Source organism: Streptomyces lycii (genome assembly GCF_009735685.1).
GTDB lineage: Bacteria > Actinomycetota > Actinomycetes > Streptomycetales > Streptomycetaceae > Streptomyces > Streptomyces lycii.
In genome coordinates, this window is record NZ_WHPN01000300.1 from 45045 (window position 1) to 69432 (window position 24388).

At 71.8% G+C, this 24388-nt stretch carries 22 protein-coding genes and 4 tRNA genes; 9 read left to right on the top strand and 17 right to left on the bottom strand.

Going from position 1 to position 24388, the window contains the following annotated elements; genetic code table 11:
- Nucleotides 1-43: 43 nt before the first annotated feature.
- From rpoB to GCU69_RS17550, 8 genes are all read right to left on the bottom strand, one after another.
- On the bottom strand, nt 44-3526 hold the full coding sequence (rpoB, locus tag GCU69_RS17515) for a DNA-directed RNA polymerase subunit beta (protein WP_098753490.1): 3483 nt from the start codon (nt 3524-3526) through the stop codon (nt 44-46).
- Between the two features lie 716 nt (nt 3527-4242).
- Complete coding sequence (gene rplL / locus GCU69_RS17520; RefSeq protein ID WP_098753489.1) at nt 4243-4632, bottom strand: 50S ribosomal protein L7/L12; 390 nt, start codon at nt 4630-4632, stop codon at nt 4243-4245.
- Nucleotides 4633-4717: 85 nt separating this feature from the next.
- Complete coding sequence (gene rplJ, locus GCU69_RS17525; protein ID WP_098753488.1) at nt 4718-5278, bottom strand: 50S ribosomal protein L10; 561 nt, start codon at nt 5276-5278, stop codon at nt 4718-4720.
- 683 nt (nt 5279-5961) lie between these two features.
- Nucleotides 5962-6684, bottom strand: coding sequence for a 50S ribosomal protein L1 (rplA, locus tag GCU69_RS17530; protein ID WP_098753480.1), 723 nt, complete (start codon nt 6682-6684; stop codon nt 5962-5964).
- Between the two features lie 110 nt (nt 6685-6794).
- Complete coding sequence (gene rplK, locus GCU69_RS17535) at nt 6795-7229, bottom strand: 50S ribosomal protein L11 (RefSeq protein ID WP_098753479.1); 435 nt, start codon at nt 7227-7229, stop codon at nt 6795-6797.
- 186 nt (nt 7230-7415) lie between these two features.
- Nucleotides 7416-8306 (bottom strand): transcription termination/antitermination protein NusG, encoded by an 891-nt coding sequence (gene nusG / locus GCU69_RS17540; RefSeq protein ID WP_098753478.1) that lies wholly within the window; start codon nt 8304-8306, stop codon nt 7416-7418.
- 76 nt (nt 8307-8382) lie between these two features.
- On the bottom strand, nt 8383-8688 hold the full coding sequence (secE, locus tag GCU69_RS17545) for a preprotein translocase subunit SecE (protein WP_098753477.1): 306 nt from the start codon (nt 8686-8688) through the stop codon (nt 8383-8385).
- Nucleotides 8689-8795: 107 nt separating this feature from the next.
- Nucleotides 8796-8868, bottom strand: a tRNA-Trp gene (locus tag GCU69_RS17550).
- 228 nt (nt 8869-9096) lie between these two features.
- On the opposite strand from GCU69_RS17550, the gene GCU69_RS17555 reads away from it, so the two are divergent.
- On the top strand, nt 9097-10335 hold the full coding sequence (locus tag GCU69_RS17555) for a pyridoxal phosphate-dependent aminotransferase (protein ID WP_156206579.1): 1239 nt from the start codon (nt 9097-9099) through the stop codon (nt 10333-10335).
- Nucleotides 10336-10576: 241 nt separating this feature from the next.
- Nucleotides 10577-11671 (top strand): adenosine deaminase, encoded by a 1095-nt coding sequence (locus GCU69_RS17560; protein WP_098753475.1) that lies wholly within the window; start codon nt 10577-10579, stop codon nt 11669-11671.
- Nucleotides 11672-11789: 118 nt separating this feature from the next.
- Here GCU69_RS17560 and GCU69_RS17565 read toward each other — a convergent pair whose 3' ends face one another.
- A complete protein-coding gene (locus GCU69_RS17565) occupies nt 11790-12374 on the bottom strand; it encodes a TetR/AcrR family transcriptional regulator (RefSeq protein WP_098753474.1) in 585 nt (194 codons plus the stop codon).
- A gap of 87 nt (nt 12375-12461) precedes the next feature.
- On the opposite strand from GCU69_RS17565, the gene GCU69_RS17570 reads away from it, so the two are divergent.
- Nucleotides 12462-13109, top strand: coding sequence for an NAD(P)-dependent oxidoreductase (locus tag GCU69_RS17570; RefSeq protein WP_098753473.1), 648 nt, complete (start codon nt 12462-12464; stop codon nt 13107-13109).
- Between the two features lie 214 nt (nt 13110-13323).
- Here the strand turns inward: GCU69_RS17570 and GCU69_RS17575 are convergent, their stop codons facing one another.
- From GCU69_RS17575 to GCU69_RS17600, 6 genes are all read right to left on the bottom strand, one after another.
- Nucleotides 13324-14379: a UDP-N-acetylmuramate dehydrogenase gene (locus tag GCU69_RS17575; protein WP_098753472.1), complete on the bottom strand. Its 1056-nt coding sequence runs from the start codon at nt 14377-14379 to the stop codon at nt 13324-13326.
- Between the two features lie 68 nt (nt 14380-14447).
- Complete coding sequence (locus tag GCU69_RS17580; RefSeq protein WP_098753471.1) at nt 14448-14882, bottom strand: MaoC family dehydratase; 435 nt, start codon at nt 14880-14882, stop codon at nt 14448-14450.
- Nucleotide 14883: 1 nt separating this feature from the next.
- A complete protein-coding gene (locus GCU69_RS17585; protein ID WP_098753470.1) occupies nt 14884-15339 on the bottom strand; it encodes a MaoC family dehydratase N-terminal domain-containing protein in 456 nt (151 codons plus the stop codon).
- Between the two features lie 134 nt (nt 15340-15473).
- Nucleotides 15474-15638 carry a 50S ribosomal protein L33 gene (rpmG, locus tag GCU69_RS17590; RefSeq protein WP_003956487.1) on the bottom strand — a complete coding sequence of 55 codons (165 nt, stop codon included), beginning with the start codon at nt 15636-15638 and terminating at the stop codon, nt 15474-15476.
- Between the two features lie 84 nt (nt 15639-15722).
- Nucleotides 15723-15795 (bottom strand) — tRNA-Met (locus GCU69_RS17595).
- Between the two features lie 48 nt (nt 15796-15843).
- Nucleotides 15844-15916, bottom strand: a tRNA-Thr gene (locus GCU69_RS17600).
- A 217-nt stretch (nt 15917-16133) separates the two neighbouring features.
- Here GCU69_RS17600 and GCU69_RS17605 point away from each other — a divergent pair.
- Nucleotides 16134-17528 (top strand): amidohydrolase family protein, encoded by a 1395-nt coding sequence (locus GCU69_RS17605; protein WP_156206580.1) that lies wholly within the window; start codon nt 16134-16136, stop codon nt 17526-17528.
- 327 nt (nt 17529-17855) lie between these two features.
- Complete coding sequence (locus tag GCU69_RS17610) at nt 17856-18518, top strand: NAD(P)H-binding protein (protein ID WP_098753468.1); 663 nt, start codon at nt 17856-17858, stop codon at nt 18516-18518.
- Nucleotides 18519-19070: 552 nt separating this feature from the next.
- On the opposite strand, the gene GCU69_RS17615 is transcribed toward GCU69_RS17610, so the two are convergent.
- Nucleotides 19071-20357 (bottom strand): LAETG motif-containing sortase-dependent surface protein, encoded by a 1287-nt coding sequence (locus GCU69_RS17615; protein WP_156206581.1) that lies wholly within the window; start codon nt 20355-20357, stop codon nt 19071-19073.
- A gap of 761 nt (nt 20358-21118) precedes the next feature.
- Here GCU69_RS17615 and GCU69_RS17620 point away from each other — a divergent pair.
- From GCU69_RS17620 to GCU69_RS17630, 3 genes are all read left to right on the top strand, one after another.
- Nucleotides 21119-22192: an RICIN domain-containing protein gene (locus tag GCU69_RS17620; protein WP_156206582.1), complete on the top strand. Its 1074-nt coding sequence runs from the start codon at nt 21119-21121 to the stop codon at nt 22190-22192.
- A 565-nt stretch (nt 22193-22757) separates the two neighbouring features.
- Nucleotides 22758-22982: a hypothetical protein gene (locus GCU69_RS17625; protein ID WP_143671189.1), complete on the top strand. Its 225-nt coding sequence runs from the start codon at nt 22758-22760 to the stop codon at nt 22980-22982.
- 11 nt (nt 22983-22993) lie between these two features.
- Nucleotides 22994-23506: a mycothiol transferase gene (locus GCU69_RS17630; protein WP_098753446.1), complete on the top strand. Its 513-nt coding sequence runs from the start codon at nt 22994-22996 to the stop codon at nt 23504-23506.
- 117 nt (nt 23507-23623) lie between these two features.
- Here GCU69_RS17630 and GCU69_RS17635 read toward each other — a convergent pair.
- Nucleotides 23624-23705, bottom strand: a tRNA-Tyr gene (locus GCU69_RS17635).
- A 194-nt stretch (nt 23706-23899) separates the two neighbouring features.
- On the opposite strand from GCU69_RS17635, the gene GCU69_RS17640 reads away from it, so the two are divergent.
- Complete coding sequence (locus tag GCU69_RS17640; RefSeq protein ID WP_098753445.1) at nt 23900-24388, top strand: YajQ family cyclic di-GMP-binding protein; 489 nt, start codon at nt 23900-23902, stop codon at nt 24386-24388.

Here is a 24388-nt window from a genome sequence, read left to right on the forward strand (position 1 = left end):
CGGGGCCGCGTCTCGTGGTGACGACGGGGCCCCGGCCGAACCGTCAGACCTCTTCGACGCTGCTCGGCTCGCGCCGGGACAGGTCGATACCGAGCTCCTCCGCGGCGCGGAAGACGTCCTCGTCGGTGTCACGCATCTCGATGGACATGCCGTCCGAGGACAGCACCTCCACGTTGAGGCAGAGGGACTGCATTTCCTTGATGAGCACCTTGAAGGACTCCGGAATGCCGGGCTCGGGGATGTTCTCGCCCTTGACGATGGCCTCGTAGACCTTCACGCGGCCGGTGACGTCGTCGGACTTGATGGTCAGCAGCTCCTGGAGGGCGTAAGCGGCGCCGTACGCCTCCAGCGCCCACACCTCCATCTCACCGAAGCGCTGGCCACCGAACTGGGCCTTACCACCCAGCGGCTGCTGGGTGATCATCGAGTACGGACCGGTCGACCGGGCGTGCAGCTTGTCGTCGACCAGGTGGTGGAGCTTGAGGATGTACATGTAGCCGACCGAGATCGGCTCGGGGAACGGCTCGCCGGAGCGGCCGTCGAACAGGTTCGCCTTGCCGGACGGCTGCACCATGCGGTCGCCGTCGCGGTTCGGGATCGTGGACTCGAAGAGACCGGCGATCTCGTCCTCGCGGGCACCGTCGAACACCGGGGTGGCGACGTTGGTGCCCGGCTCGACGTGGTCGGCGCCGATGGTCTTCAGGCGGTTCATCCAGTCCTCTTCGCCCTCGACCCTCCAGCCCTGGCTGGCGAGCCAGCCGAGGTGGATCTCGAGGACCTGTCCCGGGTTCATCCGGGACGGGACGCCGAGCGGGTTGAGGATGATGTCGACCGGGGTGCCGTCCTCCAGGAACGGCATGTCCTCGACCGGCAGGATCTTGGAGATGACGCCCTTGTTGCCGTGCCGGCCGGCGAGCTTGTCACCGTCGGTGATCTTCCGCTTCTGGGCCACGTAGACGCGGACCAGCTGGTTGACGCCGGGGGGAAGCTCGTCGCCCTCCTCGCGGTCGAAGACGCGGACGCCGATGACCTTGCCGGTCTCGCCGTGCGGCACCTTCAGCGAGGTGTCACGGACCTCGCGCGCCTTCTCGCCGAAGATCGCGCGGAGCAGCCGCTCCTCCGGGGTCAGCTCGGTCTCACCCTTCGGGGTGACCTTGCCGACCAGGATGTCACCGGCGACGACCTCGGCACCGATGCGGATGATGCCGCGCTCGTCGAGGTCGGCGAGGACCTCCTCGGAGACGTTCGGGATGTCCCGGGTGATCTCCTCGGGGCCGAGCTTGGTGTCACGGGCGTCGACCTCGTGCTCCTCGATGTGGATCGAGGAGAGGACGTCGTCCTGCACCAGCCGCTGGCTGAGGATGATCGCGTCTTCGTAGTTGTGGCCCTCCCACGGCATGAACGCCACGAGGAGGTTCTTGCCGAGGGCCATCTCGCCCTCTTCGGTGGACGGCCCGTCGGCGAGGACCTGGCCCTCGACGACCCGCGCGCCCTCGTCGACGACGACCTTCTGGTTGAAGGACGTGCCCTGGTTCGAGCGGGAGAACTTCGCCACCCGGTAGGTGGTGTAGGTGCCGTCGTCGTTGGCGACGGTGACGTAGTCCGCGGAGACCTCCTGGACCACGCCCTCCTTCTCGGCCTTGATGACGTCACCGGCGTCGACCGCGCAGCGGTACTCCATGCCGGTGCCGACCAGCGGGGCCTCCGCCTTCAGCAGCGGCACCGCCTGGCGCATCATGTTGGAGCCCATGAGCGCGCGGTTGGCGTCGTCGTGCTCCAGGAAGGGGATCATGGCGGTCGCGACCGACACCATCTGGCGCGGCGAGACGTCCATGTAGTCCACGTCGTCGCCGGGGATCAGGTCGACCTCGCCGCCGCGGCGGCGGATCAGCACCCGCTCCTCGGCGAACCGCATGTCCTCGGTCAGCGGCGCGTTGGCCTGCGCGATGACGAAGCGGTCCTCCTCGTCGGCGGTCAGGTAGTCGACCTCGTCGGTGACGACACCGTTCGTGACGCGGCGGTACGGGGTCTCGACGAAACCGAAGGGGTTCACCCGGCCGTACGAGGCGAGCGAGCCGATCAGACCGATGTTCGGTCCTTCCGGCGTCTCGATCGGGCACATCCGGCCGTAGTGCGAGGGGTGCACGTCACGGACCTCGAAGCCGGCCCGCTCACGGCTCAGACCACCCGGGCCCAGCGCGTTGAGGCGGCGCTTGTGGGTGAGCCCGGAGAGCGGGTTCGTCTGGTCCATGAACTGGGACAGCTGGCTGGTGCCGAAGAACTCCTTGATGGAGGCGACGACCGGCCGGATGTTGATCAGCGTCTGTGGCGTGATCGCCTCGACGTCCTGCGTCGTCATCCGCTCACGGACGACCCGCTCCATGCGCGCCAGGCCGGTGCGGACCTGGTTCTGGATCAGCTCGCCGACGTTGCGCAGGCGGCGGTTGCCGAAGTGGTCGATGTCGTCGGTCTCGATGACGATCGTCTGGCCTTCGCCGCTGACCGTCTCCGTCTCGCCGGCGTGCAGCTTGACCAGGTACTTGATGGTCGCGATGACGTCCTCGGTGGTGAGCACACCGGCGTCGAGCGGCGCGTCCCCGCCGAGCTTCTTGTTCACCTTGTAGCGGCCGACCTTGGCGAGGTCGTAGCGCTTCGGGTTGAAGTAGAGGTTCTCGAGCAGGGTCTGCGCGGCCTCGCGCGTCGGGGGCTCGCCCGGACGGAGCTTGCGGTAGATGTCCAGCAGCGCGTCGTCCTGGCCCTGGGTGTGGTCCTTCTCCAGGGTGGCGCGCATGGACTCGTACTCGCCGAACTCCTCGAGGATCTGCTCGGTGGTCCAGCCGAGCGCCTTGAGCAGCACGGTGACGGACTGCTTGCGCTTGCGGTCGATGCGGACACCGACCATGTCGCGCTTGTCGATCTCCATCTCCAGCCAGGCACCCCGGGACGGGATGACCTTGGCGGAGTAGATGTCCTTGTCGGACGTCTTGTCGATGGAGCTGTCGAAGTAGACGCCCGGCGAGCGGACGAGCTGCGTGACGACGACACGCTCGGTGCCGTTGATGCAGAAGGTGCCCTTGTCGGTCATGAGCGGGAAGTCGCCCATGAAGACCGTCTGGGACTTGATCTCGCCGGTCTCGTTGTTGGTGAACTCGGCGGTGACGAAGAGCGGGGCCGCGTACGTGAAGTCGCGCTCCTTGCACTCGTCGAGGGAGTTCTTCGGCGGCTCGAAGCGGTGGTCGCGGAAGGTCAGCGACATCGACCCGGAGAAGTCCTCGATCGGGGAGATCTCTTCGAAGATCTCCTCCAGACCGGACTTGGTGGGGACGTCCTGTCCACTGTCCAGGGCCGACTCGACACGAGCCTTCCAGGCGGCGTTGCCGAGCAGCCAGTCGAAGCTCTCGGTTTGCAGCGCCAGGAGGTTCGGAACCTCGAGGGGCTCCTTGATCTTTGCAAAGGAGATGCGCAGCGGGGCAGTGCTGGCGCCGTTGTTCGTATTGGCGGTCGAGGCGTTGCGCGAGGCGGCCAAGAGGGGGTCCTTCCGAGGGCTCGGACTCACTACGCGCGTACCGGCCCCGTCTCACACGCGAGAGGCTGAAGGAAAATCCCTGGTCAGAGACATCTTCAGCAGTGCACGGAAACGGGTCATGCCCCTGGTGACGGGCAGAGGGCAGCTAACAGGCAGCGCAAAGGGTCAGTGTAGCCACTTGGCACACTGATGTCCAGAAGGGGATTCCGGAGACCGGCGCAGTACCACTCTCTCCCTCCGGGAGGCTGCGGCCGCCGCCTCGGAGAGGGGCCGCGCCTCGTTGTTCTTCACTGCCTTCTTCGAGCCCGCGAACGGGTCGCGCGCTGCCACGCGCATACCGATCCTCACGCCGCCGGGCGCTCATCGATCCACGCGCCGCCGAGCGCATATCGATACTGCCCGCTTCGCCCGCGAACCATGCATCCCCATGCACCGAACCTTGGAACGATGTTGACGACGCGTCCTTAAGATTGCGCGCTGCGTGCCGTTCGTCAAGGCCCCCCAAGCTCATGGAGATCGCCTGCGATCACTTGCGATCGCCGACGGCAGCCGCCGGACCAGCGGTGATCACCCTACCCGCCGGGACCGACAAGACAAGGACACCCGCTCCGGAAACGCCCGAGGGCGACCACCCATGCGGGTGATCGCCCTCGGTGGGAGCTGCTGGGCCGCACGCGCCGCGAGGGCGCGGGACGGGCCCGGTCAGTTCACCGGTGTCACTTGACCTCGACGGAGGCGCCGGCGGCCTTGAGGGACTCGGCAGCCTTGTCCGCGGCCTCCTTGGCGACCTTCTCGAGGACCGGCTTCGGGGTGCCGTCGACGAGGTCCTTGGCCTCCTTCAGACCCAGCGAGGTCAGCTCACGCACGACCTTGATGACCTGGATCTTCTTGTCACCGGCGCCGGTCAGGACGACGTCGAACTCGTCCTGCTCGGCGGCGGCCTCGGCCGGAGCACCACCCTGGGCGCCCGGGGCGACGGCGACGGCGGCCGGAGCGGCGGCCTCGACGTCGAACTTCTCCTCGAAGGCCTTCACGAACTCGGAGAGCTCGATGAGGGTCATCTCGCTGAACTGCTCGAGCAGCTCGTCCTGGGACAGCTTCGCCATGATGGCGTCCTTCCACTAATTCGGCAGGTGCCGGATGTACATGTCGGCGGGCGTACTCGGGCCCGCTGGACCGGGTCGCGCCCGATTACTCGGCGGACTCGGCCTCGGCGGGAGCCGGCGTACCGGCACCGCCCTGCTCGCGCTGGTCGCGAAGCGCGTCCGCGGTACGGACGAACTTCGTGAGCGGCGCCTGGAAGGTCGCCGCGGCCTTGGCCATGGACGCCTTCATGCCGCCGGCCAGCTTGGCGAGCAGCACCTCGCGGGACTCGAGGTCCGCAAGCTTCTTCAGTTCGTCGGCGTCGTACTTGGCGCCGTCGACGATGCCGCCCTTGATGACAAGAGCGGGGTTCTCCTTGGCGAAGTCACGCAGACCCTTGGCCGCCTCGACCGGGTCTCCGGTCACGAAGGCCACGGCCGACGACCCGGTGAACAGGTCGTCCAGCTCGCTGATCCCGGCGTCATTGGCCGCGATCTTGGTCAGCGTGTTCTTCACCACACGGTACTGAGCGTTCTCACCGAGCGAACGGCGCAGCTCCTTGAGCTGTGCCACGGTGAGACCGGTGTACGCGGTCACAACGGCCGCGTTGGAGTTCTGGAACTTGTCCTTGATCTCCTCGACGGCGGCAACCTTGTCGGCACTCGCCATGAGCCTCGGCCTCCTTCCGGGTGATGGTCCTCGACCGGTCTCGCGACCGGTCGCACACGTCGCCGGACCGCCCGCATCGGGCACACGAAGAAGGGGGCTCAACAAAAACGAAACGCCCCTGCGCAGGCGCACGGGGCGTGACTCGACCGGCCGGACCCGGGGGTCCGTCACGGGAGTTCATCCACATTCACCTGCACGGGCCGTCCGCGGAAGCGGATCCTTCGGCCACTGCGCACCCGGGGGCGCACAGCAACGACCAGCGGTCTTTGGCTACCGGCACAGCTTACGCGAACGTGTCACCGCAATCCAAATCGGCCGGTCCCACGAGACCTGCCCGGTCCCACCACACCTGCCCGGTCCCGCCGGACACGCCCCGGTGCCTGCCGGACGTGCCCGGGCCCGCCGCCCCCGCTGCTGCCGTTCCCGCCGCCCCGACGCGCCCTGTCCCGTCCCGCCCGTACCCGCTGTCCCGGCAGCCGGCCGTGCCGCCCCGCCCGGCCACCGCCGTGCCCCGACGCGCATGCCGTACGGCTGCACCTGCCGGTCCTGCGCCTCCCACCGATCCTGCCGCCTCCTGCCGCCTCCTGCCGCCTCCCGTCCGTCCATGACGCGAGCCGGGCCCGCACCCCCCCGACGGGGATGCGGGCCCGGCTCGTGCGGCTCCTGCGGCTGCTGCCCGAAGGTCAGACGGCGGCCGGGTCCTCCTCGGCGAGGAGGTTGCGGGTGCGGTTGGCGTCCAGCTGGATGCCGGGGCCCATCGTCGTGGTCAGGGTCGCCTTCTTGATGTAGCGGCCCTTCGCGGCGGACGGCTTGAGGCGGTTGATCTCCTCGAGCGCGGCGCCGTAGTTCTCCACCAGCTGCTTCTCGTCGAACGAGACCTTGCCGATGATGAAGTGCAGGTTCGCGTGCTTGTCGACACGGAACTCGATCTTGCCACCCTTGATCTCGGTCACGGCCTTGGCCACGTCCGGGGTGACGGTGCCGGTCTTCGGGTTCGGCATCAGACCACGCGGACCGAGCACGCGGCCGAGGCGGCCGACCTTGCCCATCAGGTCCGGGGTGGCGACGACGGCGTCGAAGTCCAGACGGCCCTTGGAGACCTCGTCGATCAGTTCGTCGGAGCCGACGATGTCGGCGCCCGCGGCCTCCGCGGCCGCAGCACGGTCACCGGTCGCGAAGACCAGGACCCGGGCGGTCTTACCGGTGCCGTGCGGGAGGTTCACGGTGCCGCGGACCATCTGGTCGGCCTTGCGCGGGTCGACACCCAGGCGCATGGCGACCTCGACGGTCGCGTCGAACTTGGTCGTGGTGGTCTCCTTGGCGAGACGGACGGCCTCGAGCGGTGCGTACGCCTTGGTGGCGTCGACCTTGGCGTCCGCAGCGCGGAGAGTCTTGCTGCGCTTCACTGCTGCTCCTTGAGTTCTGTGGAGTCGTGGTGCGGGCCGCGCCGGCCCTCCCACGGTGGCTGTGGCAGCCACGGTGACGGTGCGAGGTGGCCCTCGACCGGAGGCGGGGCTCAGCCCTCGACCGTGACACCCATCGAGCGGGCGGTGCCGGCGATGATCTTCTCGGCGGCGTCCAGGTCGTTGGCGTTCAGGTCGGGCATTTTGGTGGTGGCGATGTCCCGGACCTGGTCGCGGGTGATCTTCGCGACCTTCTTGACGTGCGGCTCGCCGGAGCCCTTGTCCACGCCCGCGGCCTTGAGGATCAGCTTCGCGGCCGGCGGAGTCTTGGTCACGAAGGTGAAGGAGCGGTCCTCGTAGACCGTGATCTCCACCGGCACGACCATGCCGCGCTGCGACTCGGTCGCGGCGTTGTAGGCCTTGCAGAACTCCATGATGTTGACGCCGTGCTGGCCCAGCGCGGGGCCGACCGGCGGGGCCGGGTTCGCGGCACCGGCCTGGATCTGGAGCTTGATCAGCCCCGTGACCTTCTTCTTCTTGGGAGGCATTGCTCTCTCCGGGTCCTAGTGAGAGGTTTCCGCCTCCGGTCCGGATCATCCGGATGGAGGCATACCGCACCACGATAACGGGTATGGCGGTGCGGCCAAAAACCGGGCAGGTCGGAACGGCTTTCNGCCGTTCCGACCTGCCCGGAGGTCCTGGCGGCGGCGCCGGTGTCCGGCCCGCCGCAAGCGCTAGTTCTTCTGGATCTGGTCGAAGCTCAGCTCGACCGGGGTCTCGCGGCCGAAGATCTCGACCAGGCCCTTGACCTTCTTCGAGTCGGCGTTGATCTCGTTGATCGTCGCCTGGAGGGTGGCGAACGGCCCGTCGGTGACGGTGACCGAGTCGCCGACCTCGAAGTCCAGCACCTGGACCTCGACCTTGCGGCTCGGCGCCGGGACGCCCGCCTCGTCGGCGGCGGCCTTGGCGGCCTTCTCCTCGGCCTCCGGGGCGAGCATCTTGACGATCTCGTCCAGGGTCAGCGGGTACGGGTCGTAGGCGTTGCCCACGAAGCCGGTGACGCCCGGGGTGTTCCGGACGACGCCCCAGGACTCGTTCGTCAGGTCCATGCGCACCAGCACGTAGCCGGGCAGCTTGTTCTGCCGGACGTTCTTCCGCTCGCCGTTCTTGATCTGGACGATCTCTTCCTCGGGCACCTCGGCCTGGTAGATGAAGTCCTCGACGTTGAGCGATACGGCGCGCTGCTCCAGGTTCGCCTTCACGCGCTTCTCGTAGCCCGCGTAGGTGTGGATGACATACCACTCGCCGGGCAGGAGGCGCAGCTCACGGCGGAGCTCCTCGACCGGGTCGGACTCGGGCGCCTGCTCCTCGGCTGCCGCCCCGGCGCCCTCACCGGCCTCGCCGGACTCCTCGGCACCGGCGTCACCGGACTCCTCGTCGGCGGCCTCCGCGGCCCCCGCCTCGTCCGTCCCGGTGTCGTCGCCGGTCTCGTCCGCCCCCTCGGCGGTGCTCTCCGCGGTGCTGTCGCCGACCGTCTCCGGTGCAGCTCCGGCCGGCTCGGCCGTCGCAGCAGCCTCTTCACCCTGCTCGGGCTCGATGGCGTCGTTCAGGTTCGGGTCAGACACTGTGGCTGCTTCTTCCTGGCTTTAAGGGGTCGAACATGCGTCGGACGGTCGTCTGGTGCGGCGTCCGACGCGGGCATCAGCCGAAAACGTACTTGACGACTTCGCCGAATCCATAGTCCATCACGGTCACGAGACCGATCATGATGACAACGAAGATGATCACCACAGTGGTGTACGTCGTGAGCTGATTGCGCGACGGCCAGACGACTTTCCGGAGCTCCGCCACGATCTGGCGGTAGAACAGCGCGAGACGGCCCAGAGGGCCCTTCTTGCCGCGCTTGCCGCCTCCGCCGCGCCGAGTCTTCTTCTTCGGCGGATCTTCGCCGTCGCCGTCGGACCGACCGCTCTCAGGCGTGTCGATGGAGCCCAGGGCGTCCGTCACTCGTCCTCACCTGATCCCGGGTCGTGGCCGTGCCGCGCCCGGTGGAGCCGCACGGCGGTGCATTGCAGTACGTACATGCGCACACATCCTGGCGAAGATGCGTGTAGCAGGGCCGGAGGGACTTGAACCCCCAACCGCTGGTTTTGGAGACCAGTGCTCTTCCAATTGAGCTACGACCCTTGGTGGTGCCCTCCAACCTACCGCATCCGGCCTGCTGCATGGAGTGCACAGGTGGAGACGGCCGTCGGAGGCCAACGACGAGTGAGTGTACGTGTTCCGCGGCCGGGCGTCGAACAGGATGCGTCCGCGGAGGCCCGCACCGGCCCGCCGGAGGGCGCCGGGCGTCCCGGCCGGCCGCGTGCCGGAACACACGTGCCGCGGAGGCGGGCCGTCTGGGACGATGCCCCCATGACCGCTGCAACCCCTTCCGCACAGTCCGCCGCCGACCGCAGGGTCTCCGCCCGCGTCGGCGCGATCTCCGAGTCGGCGACGCTCGCCGTCGACGCCAAGGCGAAGGCCCTCAAGGCGGCCGGCCGCCCGGTGATCGGCTTCGGCGCGGGTGAGCCCGACTTCCCGACGCCCGACTACATCGTCGAGGCGGCGGTCGAGGCCTGCCGCAACCCGAAGTTCCACCGCTACACCCCGGCGGGCGGCCTGCCCGAGCTCAAGGCCGCCATCGTCGAGAAGACCCGCCGTGACTCCGGTTACGAGGTCGAGGCGTCCCAGATCCTGGTGACCAACGGCGGCAAGCAGGCGATCTACGAGGCGTTCGCCGCGATCCTCGACCCGGGCGACGAGGTCATCGTCCCGGCCCCGTACTGGACGACCTACCCGGAGTCGATCCGGCTGGCCGGCGGTGTCCCGGTGGACGTCGTCGCCGACGAGACCACCGGTTACCGGGTCTCCGTCGAGCAGCTGGAGGCCGCGCGGACCGAGAACACCAAGGTCCTGGTGTTCGTCTCGCCGTCCAACCCGACGGGTGCCGTCTACAGCCGCGCACAGGTCGAGGAGATCGGCCGCTGGGCCGCCGAGCACGGCCTGTGGGTGCTGACCGACGAGATCTACGAGCACCTGGTCTACGGCGACGCGGAGTTCTCCTCGCTGCCGGCCGCCGTGCCGGAGCTGCGCGAGAAGTGCGTCGTCGTCAACGGCGTGGCCAAGACGTACGCCATGACCGGCTGGCGCGTCGGCTGGATCATCGGCCCGAAGGACGTCGTCAAGGCCGCGACGAACCTCCAGTCGCACGCCACCTCGAACGTCTCCAACGTCGCCCAGGCCGCCGCGCTCGCGGCCGTCTCCGGTGACCTGGAGGCCGTCGCGAAGATGCGCGAGGCTTTCGACCGGCGGCGCCGCACGATCGTGCGGATGCTCAACGAGATCGACGGTGTGGACTGCCCGGAGCCCGAGGGCGCCTTCTACGCGTACCCGTCGGTCAAGGGCCTGCTCGGCAAGGAGATCCGGGGCAGGCGGCCGCGGAGCAGCGTCGAGCTGGCCGAGGTGATCCTGGAGGAGGCCGAGGTCGCGGTCGTGCCGGGCGAGGCCTTCGGCACCCCGGGCTATCTGCGGCTCTCGTACGCGCTGGGTGACGAGGACCTCGCCGAGGGCGTGTCCCGGCTGCAGAAGCTGCTGGGCGAGGCGCGCGCGTAACGACGCCCGGCACGCGGGCGCGCCGTGTCACCGGGCGCGCCGTGTTCACCGTCGGCGCCATGTCTACCGTCGGCGCCGTGTTCACCGGGCGCACTCCGGGACGCCTGCGGGCGCCCCCGGGGTGCGCCCGCGGCGCGTCCGGGCTCCGGCCGGAGCGAAAGCCTCCGGAAAGACATTCGGGCCGCCCCTCCTTCCGGGAACCCACTACCGGGCCGGTCCGCTCATGCGGCAGGATCTTGGGATGTTGACGTCTCCCGGCGGACACCGACCGCACTCCCGTACGTCCGACCGCGCCGTGCGCGATGTCAGCCTGCTGCCGAAGGCCCATCTGCATCTGCACTTCACCGGCTCGATGCGGCCCGGCACCCTGCTCGAACTCGCCGACAAGCACGGTGTGCACCTGCCGGACGCGCTCAGCGGCGGCGCCCCGCCCAAGCTGCGCGCGACCGACGAGCGCGGCTGGTTCCGTTTCCAGCGGCTCTACGACATCGCCCGGTCCTGTCTGCGGACCGCCGAGGACATCCAGCGGCTGGTGCGGGAGGCGGCGCAGGAGGACGCCGCGGACGGGTCGCGGTGGCTGGAGATCCAGGTCGACCCGACCTCGTACGCCCCGCGGCTCGGCGGGCTCATCCCGGCCATGGAGATCATCCTGGACGCGGTGGACTCGGCCTCCCGGGACACCGGGATCGGGATACGGGTGCTCGTCGCGGCGAACCGGATGAAACACCCGCTGGACGCCCGCACGCTGGCGCGGCTCGCGGTGCGGTACGCCGACCGCGGGGTGATCGGCTTCGGGCTGTCGAACGACGAGCGGCGCGGATTCGCACGCGACTTCGACCGCGCGTTCGCCATCGCCCGGGACGGCGGTCTGCTGGCCGCCCCGCACGGCGGCGAGCTGGCCGGTCCCGGCAGCGTCCGGGACTGCCTGGACGATCTGGGCGCCGAGCGGGTGGGCCACGGGGTGCGGGCGGCGGAGGACCCGCGGCTGCTGCAACGGCTGGCCGAGCGCGGGGTGACCTGCGAGGTCTGCCCGGCCTCGAACGTGGCCCTCGGCGTGTACGAGAAGCCGGAGGACGTTCCGCTGCGGGTGCTGTACGACGCGGGCGTCCCGATGGCCCTCGGCGCGGACGACCCGCTGCTGTTCGGCTCACGGCTGGCCGCGCAGTACGAGCTGGCACGGGTCTCACACGGTTTCACGGACGCGGAGCTGGCGGAGCTGGCCCGGCAGTCGGTACGGGGCTCCCGGGCGCCGGAGGACGTGCGGCGGGGGATGCTGGCGGACATCGACGCCTGGCTGGCGGCTCCGGTCCCCGGCCCGCCGGCCGCCCGGGGCTGAGGGCTCGGGGCGCGGGGCGCGGGGCTCGGGAAGTCCCCTCCTCCGGGGCCCGCCCCCTCCCGTCGGCACGGCGGCCGCGGGTTGTTCCGGCTTGGCGCCCGGCGCGGCTGCCGCCGGGTCAGCCGACGCCGTGCAGCACGGCGCGGGCCATCCTGCGGGCGAACTCCTCCAGCGGCTCCCCCGGGTCGCCGTCCGGGTCCAGCAGGAACACCCGCTGGGAGCACGCGCCCAGCAGCAGCGACGCGGCCGCGTCCGGATCCGCGTCGGGGCGCACGCGTCCCGCGTCGCGCTCCGCCCGGAGGTAGCGCGCCAGCGCGTCGACCGGCGTGCGCGGGCCGCCGCCCGCTTTCCGTACGCCCTCCCGGTGCCGCTTGAGCAGCGCGGGCTCCGCGTACAGCGAGGCGGCGATCGGCACGCTGGACTCGTAGAACCGGGCGGCGCGCCGGGCGATCTCGGTGAGGTTCTCCTCCAGGTCGCCCTCGCCGGGGCGCTCGGTCAGTTCGGCCAGCAGCGGGCCGAGCCGGGGCAGCCGCTCCTGGAAGACCCGGACGAAGATCTCCTCCTTGCCGGAGAAGTGCTTGTAGAGCGCGGCCTCCGAGCAACCCGCGGCGCGCGCGATCTCCTTGGTCGTCGTCCGGGCCAGCCCGGCGGTGCGCAGCAGCTGGTGGGCGGCTTCGAGGATGCGGGCGCGGGTGGACTGCATGGCGGCTCCGAGGGCGCTTGACGCGAGGTGAGTGAACACTCACTCTATCGGTGAGTGAATACTTACCCACCCAATGGGGAGGCAGTCGTGAAACTCACGGTCCTCGGTGCCACCGGCGGCACCGGCCGACACGTGGTCCAGCAGGCGCTGGACAGCGGGCACCAGGTCACAGCGGTGGTGCGCGACCCGGCGCGGCTGGCGGTCGGCGACCGTCCCGGGCTGCGCACGACGACCGTCCCGGACCTGGCCGACGCGGAGGCGCTGCGTCCGGCCTTCGAGGGGAGCGACGCGGTGCTGTCGGGCGTCGGCGTCCGCAGCGTCAAGGAGGCCCGCGCCGGCATCGCGCACACGGCGGCACGGCACATCCTGACCGCGCTGGCCGGTACCGGGGTCAGCCGGTTCGTGGCGATCAGCGCGGCCCCCGTGGGGCCGACTCCGGCCGGGGAGAGCCTGCCGAACCGGATGATCGTCCGGCCGCTCGTCGGCGCGGTGCTGCGGCCGGTCTACACGGACCTGGCGGCGATGGAGGAGGAGATCCGCCGCAGCGGCACCGCGTGGACGGTGGTGCGGCCGCCCAAGCTGACGGACAAGCCGGTCACCGGTGTCTACCGGACGGCGGTCGGCGCGATCGTCCCCCGCGGCGGCACGATCTCCCGGGCGGACCTGGCGCACGCGATGCTGGCGGTGCTGGACGACCCGGCGACGGTCGGGCGGACGGTGGGTGTCGCGTACTGACGGCGGGCGGCGGGCGGCGGGGGTCCGCACGCGGATACGGGCACGGGCCCGGGGCGGACGAGGCGGTGACGGCAGGCAGAGCGGTGACCGCGGACGAGGCGGTGGTGGTGGCGGACGGGGGCGCGCGGGCGGGAGCGAAGAACCAGCCGCCGGTGGCCATCAGCCACCGGCCGCCCGTGCGGCCATCAGCCACCGGCCGCCCGGCCGGTGCCCGCTACAGGCTGACCCCCACCGTCACCGGCTCGTTGACCAGCGTCACCCCGAAGGCGCCTCGGACCCCGTCGCGGACCTCGCGGGCGAGGGCGAGGAGGTCCTCGGTGGTGGCCGAGCCGCGGTTGGTGAGCGCCAGGGTGTGCTTGCCGGAGATCCTGGCGGGCCCGGTGCCGTAGCCCTTGGTGAAGCCTGCCTTGTCGATGAGCCAGGCCGCGGAGACCTTCACGCGCCCCTCCCCCGCCGGGTACGCGGGTGGCGCGACGTCCGGGCCCAGGCGTTCCGCGGCGCGGGCCAGGAAGGCGGTGTGCTCGTCGGGGCCGAGCACCGGGTTGGTGAAGAAGGAGCCCGCCGACCAGGTGTCGTGATCCTCCGGGTCCAGCACCATGCCCTTGCCCGCGCGCAGCTTCAGCACGGTTTCCCGGGCCTGGGCGGCGGCGACCCGTTCACCGGGCTCGACACCGAGGGTGCGGGCGGTCTCGGCGTACCGGATCGGCGCGGACAGCCCGCCCGCGTCCTCCAGCCCGAACCGGACGCGGAGCACCACATGGCGGTCCGGATCGGCCTTGAAGCGGCTGTGGCGGTACGAGAAGCCGCAGTCGGCGTTCGGCAGGGTGACGACCTCGCCGGCCCGCCGGTCGTAGGCGACGACCTCGGTGATGACGGAGGAGACCTCCTGGCCGTACGCGCCGACGTTCTGGATCGGCGTCGCACCGGCGGAGCCGGGGATTCCGGCCAGGCACTCGATCCCGGCCAGTCCGGCGGAGACGGTGCGGGCCACCGCGTCGGACCAGTTCTCGCCCGCGGCCAGCTCCAGCCGGGTGCCGGCCAGGTCGAAACCCTCGGTGGCGATGCGCAGCGCGGTGCCCTCGAAGCCCTTGTCGGAGATGACGAGGTTGCTGCCGCCGCCGATCACGAGCAGCGGGGTGCCCTCGGCGTCGGCCTCGCGGACGGTGGCGATCACCTCGTCGTCCGTCGTGGCGGTGACCAGCCGGCCGGCCGGTCCGCCGAGCCGGAAGGTGGTGAGCGGGGCGAGAGGGGCGTCGTGGAGTTCCTGCACGGAGCCAGCCTACGGCGCGTGCGGCCCGGGGCGGCGACGCCCCGGGCCCCCGCGGAACGCTCCGGCGGTCACGCCAGCCGGACGACGGCCCGGGACATGCCGAGCACCTTCTGGCCCGCGCTGGTCGCCGTCAGGTCGACCCGTACGGTGCGTGCCGCGTCGTCGAGCTTGGCCGCGACCTTGGCGGACACCTCGATCAGGGCGCCCGTGCCGTCGTCCGGGACGACGACCGGCTTGGTGAAGCGCACCCCGTACTCCACGACGGCCCCCGGGTCGCCGGTCCAGTCGGTGACGACGCGGACGGCCGAGGCCATGGTGAACATGCCGTGCGCGATGACGTCGGGCAGTCCCACCTCCCTGGCGAACCGCTCGTTCCAGTGGATCGGGTTGAAGTCCCCGGAGGCGCCCGCGTAACGCACGAGGGTGTCGCGGGTCACCGGGAAGCTCTGCGCGGGCAGTTCGGTGCCGACCGCCACGTCGTCGTACGCAATGACCGCCGCCATGTCAGCTCTCCTTCTCGGGGGCGCGCGCCACCAGCTTGATGTACGTGGTCACCACGTGTTCGCCGGACTCCTCGTACACCTCGCCGCGGACTTCGAGGACGTCGTTCCCGGCGAGCGACTTGACCGACTCGATCGAGGTGGTCACCGACAGCCGGTCGCCGGCCCGGACCGGCCGGGTGTGGACGAAGCGCTGGTCGCCGTGGACGACCCGGCTGTAGTCCAGGCCCAGCTGCGGGTCGTCGACGACCTGCCCGGCCGCCTTGAAGGCGATCGCGAAGACGAAGGTCGGCGGGGCGATGACGTCGGGATGCCCGAACGCCTTGGCCGCCTCCGGGTCGGTGTACGCCGGATTGGCGTCACCGACCGCCTCGGCGAACTCCCGGATCTTCTCGCGGCCCACCTCGTAGGGCGGGGTCGGCGGATAGACCCGGCCGACGAAGGACTGGTCAAGCGGCATCTGCTCGGCACCTCCTGGAAGGAGCTGGCTGGTCGGGGCCCCGGCGGGACCGGAGGAGCCGGGCGGCGGACCCGGCCCGCAACGCCACGAGGCCGCCCCCGCTGTGGGGGACGGCCTCATGAACGAGCCTGTTGTTATCGCGTCTCGCGGTGCGCGGTGTGCGAGTTGCAGCGCGGGCAGTGCTTCTTCATCTCAAGACGGTCCGGGTTGTTGCGCCGGTTCTTCTTGGTGATGTAGTTCCGCTCCTTGCACTCCACGCAGGCCAGCGTGATCTTCGGGCGGACGTCGGTGGCAGCCACGTGAGTGCTCCTTGACGGACAGAGGGGATGAACGCAGAAAGAGTAGCCGATCGAAGGACCTAGCCTGCAATCGGCTACTGTTAGTAGCGGTGACCGGACTTGAACCGGTGACACAGCGATTATGAGCCGCTTGCTCTACCGACTGAGCTACACCGCTTCGATATGATCACAACCCGCCCGGGCGGGCGGATTGTTCCCACATCAGAGCCCCAATACGGAATCGAACCGTAGACCTTCTCCTTACCATGGAGACGCTCTGCCGACTGAGCTATTGGGGCGAGCGATGAAGACATTACACGCTGAACCGCCGAAGGTGAAATCCGTATCGGCACGCCCCGGCCGCTGTGCGCCGTCACACACCGTGCGCCCCGCCAACCCCTCCGGTACGACTATTCGCCTCCTCCTCGAAGCCGCCCCGCACGCGTTCTAGGCTCGACCCACGCTTCGTGATCTTTTGGCGCGAACCGGTGGATACCGCATACCCGCAGGAGCGCGATGCCCGACAGCCGACCGCAGCCCCCGGGGCGTGAGGGCGCGGCCCCCGACGCACCCGTACTGGTGCTGTCCGGTGCCCGGCTCCCGGACGGCCGGACCGTCGACGTACGGCTCAGCGGCGGCCGCGTCGAAGCGGTCGGCACGGCCGGCAGCCTCACCGGCCCCGACGGGCCCTCCCCCGCTCCCGGGCCCGGGCGGGCCCGGGGCGCCGATCCCGGCCGGGACACGGGGCCCGGCCGGGGCAACGGCGTACCCGCGGCCGGACCCGCACCGGCCGCGGCGCCCCGGGCCCGGATCGACCTCACCGGCTATCTGCTGCTCCCCGCGCCCGCCGAGCCGCACGCCCACACCGACACCGCGCTCACGGCGGGCACCGGCGGCCCCGCCTCGTACACCGCGGCCGACGTGCAGCGCCGCACCACGGAGGCCGCGCTGCTCGCCCTCGGGCACGGGGCCACCGCCGTGCGCAGCCATGTCCGGATCGGCGGCGTGCACGGGCTGGGCGCGCTGGAGGGGGCGCTCCAGGCGCGGCAGGCGCTGGACGGGCTGACGGACCTGACGGCCGTCGCCGTGCCGCGCGTGCTCACCGGGATCGCCGGGGCGGACGGGCTCGCGACGCTGCGGGACGCGCTGAAGATGGGCGCGGCCGTCGTCGGCGGCTGCCCCGATCTCGATCCGGACCCGGCGGGGTACGTCGAGACGGTCCTCGCCGTCGCCGCCGAGCACGGCTGCCCCGTGGACCTGCACACCGAGGGTGACGATCCGGTGCGTCTCGCCCGGCTCGCCGCGATGGCCGGCGGGCTGCGGCCCGGGGTCACCATCGGGCCCTGCACGGGGCTCGGGCTGCTCCCGCGGCAGACGGCGGCCCGCACCGCGGACCGGCTCGCCGCCGCGGGGGTCACGGTCGTCTGCCTGCCGCAGGGCGACTGCCCGGCCATGGAGCGCGACGGCACCGTGCCGCCACCGCCGTCCGCTCCCGCCGCCGCCCTCGTACGGCTGCTGCGGGCGGCCGGGGTGCGGGTGGCGGCGGGCAGCGGGGCGCTGCGGGACGCGGCCAATCCGGTCGGCCGGGGCGATCCGCTGGAGGCGGCCTTCCTGCTGGCGGCCCAGGCCGGGGAGCGGGTGGAGGACGCGTACGCGGCGGTGTGCGCCCGGGCCCGGGAGGCGATGGGGCTGCCGGAGGTGCGTCTGGAGGCGGGTTTTCCGGCCGAGTTGCTGGCGGTGCGCGGACGGGATCTGGCCGGGGTGCTGTCGCTCGCCTACAGCCGGCTGGTGGTGCACCGGGGGCGGGTCGTCGCCCGGACCAGCGCGGTGCGCGAATACTGCGACTCGGAGGCGGTCGCGGCGCTGGACCTGCCCCGGCAGGGGCGCCAGCCGGGCGGCGGCGCACGGTAGGTTCCCGCAGCCCGGTGCCGTGTCACCCGGTGCTGTTTGTGCCGCCGGGGCCGGGCCGGTGTTGTGCTGCCGGGGGCCGGGCGACCGGGGGTGGTGCTGTGCCGACCGGTCCGGTCCGGGCGGTGCTGTGGTGCCGGGTCCGGGCCGGTCCGGGGCCCGCGCGCCGGACGCGCCGGACGCCCAGGAGGCGTCGGCCGCTCCGGAACGCGGTTCGCGCGGGCGCGGATGCCGTCGGCTGTCCGGAACCCGGCGGGCGGACGGGTGAACGGGGCGCGCGGCCCCCGGGCCGTCCGGCGCCGACCGGGCCCCGGGCGTACGGTCGTTCCCATGCGCATTGTCATCGCAGGTGGACACGGTCAGATCGCGCTGCGGCTGGAGCGGTTGCTCGCCGGGCGCGGTGACGAGGTCGCGGGGCTGATCCGCAACCGCGATCACGGGGACGATCTCCGGGAGGCGGGCGCCGAACCCGTGTTGTGCGACCTGGAGTCGGCCTCGGCCGAGGAGGTCGCGGCGCACCTCCAGGGCGCGGACGCCGCCGTCTTCGCGGCGGGCGCGGGCCCGGGCAGCGGCGAGGCCCGGAAGGACACGGTGGACCGCGCGGCGGCGGAACTGTTCGCCGAGGCGGCGCAGCGGGCGGGCGTACGGCGGTTCCTGGTCGTCTCCTCCATGGGCGCCGACCGGGAGCCGCCGCCGGACACCGATCCGGTGTTCGCGGCGTACCTCCGGGCGAAGGGCGCCGCGGACGCCGCCGTACGGGCCCGTGCGGAGCTGGACTGGACGATCCTCCGGCCGGGCCGGCTCACGGACGACCCGGGCACGGGGCTGGTGAACCTGGCGGAGTCGACGGGCCGGGACGCGGTGACCCGTGACGACGTGGCGGCGGTGCTGGTGGCCCTGCTGGACGAGCCGGGCACGGCCGGGCGGACGCTGGAACTGGTCGGCGGCACGGTTCCGGTCGCCGACGCGGTGAAGGCCGTGGCGGCGCCCTGATCACGGTCGGCGGGAGGCGCCGGACGGGCGGGTGAGCCCGGTCCGCGCGCGGAACCCCTCCCGGCGGGGGAAGGGAAGACCCGAAGCGGAGGAGATGGGAAAGGCCCCCCGGTGTCCCGGGGGGCCTTTCACGCGGTTCAGGCGGTTCACACGGTCCAGGCGGCTCAGGCGGCACACGCGAGCCAGGCGGCACACGCGATTCTGGCGGTTCACGCTGCGGGCACAACTCACGCGTCCGCGCCGTCCTCGGTCCTCGGTCCTCGGTCCTCGGACCGGCACCGCGGATACGGCCCGGCGCGGCGTACACGGACCGGCGCGGCGTACACGGACCGGCGCGGCGTACACGGACCGGCGCGGCACCCCGGCCGTGGTGACTGTTCGTCACCACGGCCGGGGGCCGCGCCTGGTGTCTCTCGAACCGGTTTCCACGGCGGTTTCCCCGGCGGCTCTTCGGCGGTTTCCCGTCGGCTTCCCCGCCGCTGCCCGGCCGCTTCCCGGCCGCTTCCCGACGGATTCTCCGCCGGTTACCCGTCGGCTTCCCGCCGGTCGGGATCAGACCCGCGAGTCGGCCGAACGGCGGCGGACGACGTACACCGCTCCGGCGCCGAGCAGCATCGCGGCGCCGCCCGCGAGGGCGAGCTGCGGCACGGCGGAGGACGAACCGGTCTCGGCGAGGCTGCCGGCGGCGTCGGAGGCGGCCTTGTCGGCGCCGCCCTGCGCCTTCACGTCCCGGTCCGTTCCCGGCTCGTCGGACGGCTTCGCGTCCGGGCCGGGCTTGCTGCCCGGGGCGCCGATCTCGAACTCGTACATGGACAGGTCGGGGCTGCCGCCGCAGGTGCCGTCGTCGTTGACGTAGTCGCTGACGGCGAAGGCCGCGCCGTTGCCGACCGGTGCCTTGGCGTCGATCGTCAGGCGGAGGTCGATGTCGCCGTGCTCGCCCTGTTCGAGCGAGTTGATGGTCCCCGTCCGGTGGTTCGGGCCGAGGTCCTTCCAGCCCTTGGTGGAGTCGTCGGACCACTTGAGGCTCAGCAGGTGGTCAGTGTCCTTCAACCCGGTCTTGTCCGTCGCGTGGACGAAGACGAGCGGGATGACCTGGTCCAGGGTGCGGCCGGTGTCGTTGGTCACCCGGAGGGTGAAGTCGACCGTGGAACCGGCGGCGATCTTGGAGGGCAGGCCGTGCAGGGTCGAGAGCAGGGCCGCGGGAACGCAGTCGCCACCGCCCTCGCCCGGGTCCTCCCCGGCATCCGCCCTGGCGTCGGCGAGGGCCTGGTCGGCCGCCTCCATGGCGGCGAGCGCCTTGGTGACCGCCTTGCGGGCCTGGTCCAGTGCCCGGAGGGCGGCGACGCGGGCGTCGTCCCGGGCGGTGACGGCCTGCTCGGCCGCGGTGTCGGCGGCGGTCTTGGCCTCGGCCGCGGCCCCGGCGGCGGCCTCGGCGTCGGTGACGGCCTGTTCGGCGGCGGTGCGCTCCGCCTCGGTGGCGGTGTCGGGCAGCGCGTCGAGCGCGGCCCGGGCGTCGGTGAGGGCCCGGTCGGCGACGGCCTTGGCGGTGGCGGCCGTTGAGGCCTTGTCGAGCGCCTCCTTGGCGGCCACGGCGAGCGGCGCGGTGTCGGAGACCTCGGTTTCCACGGCGGCCAGAGCGGCCTTCTCGTCGGCGACGGCCTTGTCGTAGGCCTTCTTGGCCTCGGCCGCGGCCTTCTCCAACTCCGCGATGGACGGCTTGCTCTGCGCCTCGGCGGCCGGCTTCTCGTCGGCGGCGAACGCGGGCGTCGTGGTGAGCAGGGCTGCGGGCGCGGCCACAGCGGCGACCACAGCCGTGGCGAGAATGCGACGGATCTTCAAAGGTGACCTCTTCGGTCCGAAAGGATTGGGCTGCCGGGCGGGGGGACGCAGGTCGATGACGCAGATCGATGAGGTACGTCGGCGCGCGCGTCGCGGCTGGCGGTGATCGTAGGACCGGAATAAACGTTTCGGACAGGGCTTTGACGGTCCGCTGTTCCGGGAGGAGTCGCCCGTGCGGCGGAGAAAGACCGTGAAGTCGGACAGTTGCCCACGGTTCCGGCACTTTTCCTGTGAGTCATGTCATGGCCGCCGGAACCGTCTCCTGGCGGGATACGGACGGTCGAGCGGCCTCCGGGGCCGAGCCCGCGGGGGCCGTTCGGGGCTGCCGCGCCGGGCGGCCGGCGCTGGTCCCGCCCCCGTCGCGGGACCAGCTCGGCGCCCCGGCTTCCGTCGCGCCGCCGGGCGGTGGGCGCCCCGGGCCGTGAATGCCCCGGAGCGGTGCGGGCCCCGGAGCCGTGAGTGCCCCGGAGCCGTGAGGCTTTCCGGGCCGTGGGGCTTCCCGGGCCGTGGGGCTTCCCGGGCCGTGGGGTCTGCAAGGCCCCGGTGTCCCCGGCCCGTTGGGTGCCTCCGGCCCACAGCCTGCCGCCCGGTTCCGCACGCGGCTACGGCCGTCCGCTGTCCCGGACAGTCCGGGGCCGTCCGGGCCGGCGGGGCGCTTGTCCGGGGTTCGCTGTCCGGGCGGGAGAGCGGGGGAACGATCGTCGCCGGAGAGGCCGAAAGCGACATTGTCGATCAACCCGGCCCCGGCGAGGATGCCGAACATGAGCCACTCTGAACGTCTGTCGCCGCACGGAGCACGGGACAGGACGGAGTTCGCCGGGCTGCTGCGGCTCCTCAAGGAACGGTCGGGACTGACCTACCGGCAGTTGGAGGAGCGGGCGGCCGCGCGGGGCGACGTACTGCCGCGCAGCACGCTGGCCGATGTGCTGGCCGGAAAGACGGCACCGCGCCGGGAGCAACTGGCCGCCTTCGTCAGGGCGTGCGGTGACGGCGGCCGTACGGAGGAGTGGCTGCGGGCCTGGGACGATCTCGCCGCCCGGGCGGCGGCGGGCACCGGCCCGGCCCGGCAACCGCGCCGGGACACGGAGCCCGAGGCGGGACCGGGACCGGGGTCGGGTCCGGATTCCGGGGCGGATTCCGGGGCGGGGGCCGGGGCGGGAGCCGGGGCGGATTCCGGGGCGGGGTCGCGTCGGCCGCGGCTCGCCGGGCGGGCCCCGCTCCTGCTCGCCGCGGCCGGGATCACGCTCGTGGCCGCGGTGTCGGTCTGGTGGCTGACCGCCGGGAACGACCCGGAGCGAAGGGCGACAACCGGCCACGGCTCGGACACCGGTTCCACCGCGGGCCCGGCATCCGCGGGGCCCCAGGACGGCCCGCCGAAGCTGCCGAGCGGCGCGATCCGTATCCGCCCTCTCAGCGCTCCGGACCTGTGCCTGACCGACGGGGAGGTACGGGACGGGAGGTACCCCACGCTGGTGGCCGTACAGCGCCCGTGCGACGACGTGCCGCCGCAGACGACCGTGCTGGAGCAGGTCGGCGCGGACACGTACCGCATCCAGTGGCACCACCCGGAGTTCGGCAAGGGCTGCCTCAAGGTCCTGCCGGACGGCCCGGGCGCCAAGCTGCTGGAACCGCGCGACGCCTGCGCCGACGCCGACGCATTCCGCATCGAGGCGTCCGGGGAGGAGGACAGCGGCCGGTACGTGCTGCACGCGGACGCGGACGGCGACGCGTGTGTGGGCATCCGGAACTCGGACCCGTCCGAGGGCGCGGAGGCGGTGGCGGAGCGCTGCACGGAAGAGGACGGCCAGGTGTTCGTGATCGAACCGGTGCCGTAGCGGACCCGGACGCGGACCCGGGGAGGGCTGGGGGCGAGGGTGCCGGTCCTCCGGGGTCCGGGGTCCGGGGGATCGGGGTCCGGGGGATCGGGGATCGGGGGATCGGGGATCGGGGGATCGGGGATCGGGCCCCGGGTTCGGGTGCCCCGGGTTCGGAGGCCGTGGATTCGGGGGGCGCGGATTCGGAGGCCGTGGGTTCGGGGGGCGCGGGTTCGAGTGCCTCAGTCCCGGGTGCCGCGGTTCCGGGATGCCGGGCCCGCCGGAAGCCCGGGCCCTTGGACTCCGGAGTCCCGCAGCCCGGGGCGCACGGGATGCGGTGCGTGCGCATGCCAGCGGCGTACGGGACGCGGTGCGTACGCCACGGGGGCACGGAACGCGGTGCGTAAGTCATGAGGCCGGGGGCCGCGGTGCGTACTTCACGGAGGCACGGGACGCGGTGCGTACGTCATGAGGCCGGCCAGGGGACGCGCTGCGTACGTCCTGGGGGGCCGGAACTCGGTGCGTACGCCATCGGGCCTCCCCCGTCGGCCGCCCGCTGTCGGTGCCCTCGGGCACACTGGCCCTCATGCGTGCACCCAGAGCCCAGTGCCCGGCCTGCGGACGCTCGGTCGCCCTCATGCCGACGCGTCGAGCCGGCTATGGCGTCGTCCACGACCACAAGAAGGACCGCCGCTCCCTCAGCCTGTGCGAGGGCAGCATGCGACAGCTGGCGCTTTCGGAGTCCCTCGCCTGGCAGGACGCGCTGCCCGGCGTCGCCGAGGGCCACGAACCGGCCGCGACACTGTTCTGAGGAGCGGAGCGATGACCCGAACGACCACGGACAGCGAGATCGCGGCCCTTCTGACCGCCCTGGACGGACAGCGGCGGCATGTGCTCGGCATCCTCGACGGACTGGACCCCCAGGCCCTGCGGCGGCCCGTGCTGCCGTCCGGGTGGGACTGTCTGGGGCTGGTGCAGCATCTGGCGCTGGACGTGGAGCAGTTCTGGTTCCGCGCGGTCGTCGCCGGTGACGAGGACGTCATCCGCGGCCTGCCGGAAGGCGCCGACGCCTGGCAGGCGGACCCGGAGACGCCGGCCGCCGACGTACTCGACCGGTACCGGCGGGAGACCCAGCTCGCCGACGCCGTCATCACGGCCACGCCTGCGGACGCCGCCCCGGCCTGGTGGCCCCGTGATCTCTTCGGCGAACCGCACCTGCACACCCTGCGTGACGTCCTGCTGCACGTCATCACCGAGACCGCCTGCCACGCGGGCCACCTCGACGCCGCGCGGGAGCTGATGGACGGCCGCCGCTGGCTGGTCCTGACCCAGTAGCGCGGCAGCCTCGCGACCCTGGAAGCCGACGGGCCGCCGAACCGTCCGCGAGTTCCCGGGAACGCCGAAAGGGTCCATGATCAGCATGATGCTGATCATGGACCCTTTCCGATCCTGTGGCGGCGCCAGGATTCGAACCTGGGAAGGCTGAGCCGGCAGATTTACAGTCTGCTCCCTTTGGCCGCTCGGGCACACCGCCTGGGATTTCGCTGCCCGTGCCCCGCGCGTCGGCGGTGCTCTGTGGCAACGACGTAAACCATACCCGATGCACCGGGGTGCTCCGCCACCCGGTTCGCCGCCGGTGGATCATGGCTCGGCTGACTAGGCTGGACGCCGTGAGCCGGGCACGGCTCCGCATCCCTGATGGACCTACACACGAGGAGCCAACTCACGATGGCCGACTCCAGTTTCGACATCGTCTCGAAGGTCGAGCGGCAGGAGGTCGACAACGCCCTCAACCAGGCCGCCAAGGAGATCTCGCAGCGCTACGACTTCAAGAACGTCGGCGCGTCGATCGACTGGTCGGGCGAGAAGATCCTGATGCAGGCCAGCTCCGAGGAGCGGGTCAAGGCGATCCTCGACGTCTTCCAGTCCAAGCTGGTCAAGCGGGGCATCTCGCTCAAGGCCCTGGACGCGGGTGAGCCGCAGTTGTCCGGCAAGGAGTACAAGATCTTCGCCTCCATCCAGGAGGGCATCTCCCAGGAGAACGCCAAGAAGGTCGCCAAGCTGATCCGCGACGAGGGCCCGAAGGGCGTCAAGGCGCAGGTGCAGGGCGAGGAGCTGCGCGTGACGTCCAAGAGCCGGGACGACCTCCAGGCCGTGCAGCGGCTGGTCAAGGAGAAGGACTTCGACTTCGCGCTGCAGTTCGTGAACTACCGGTAG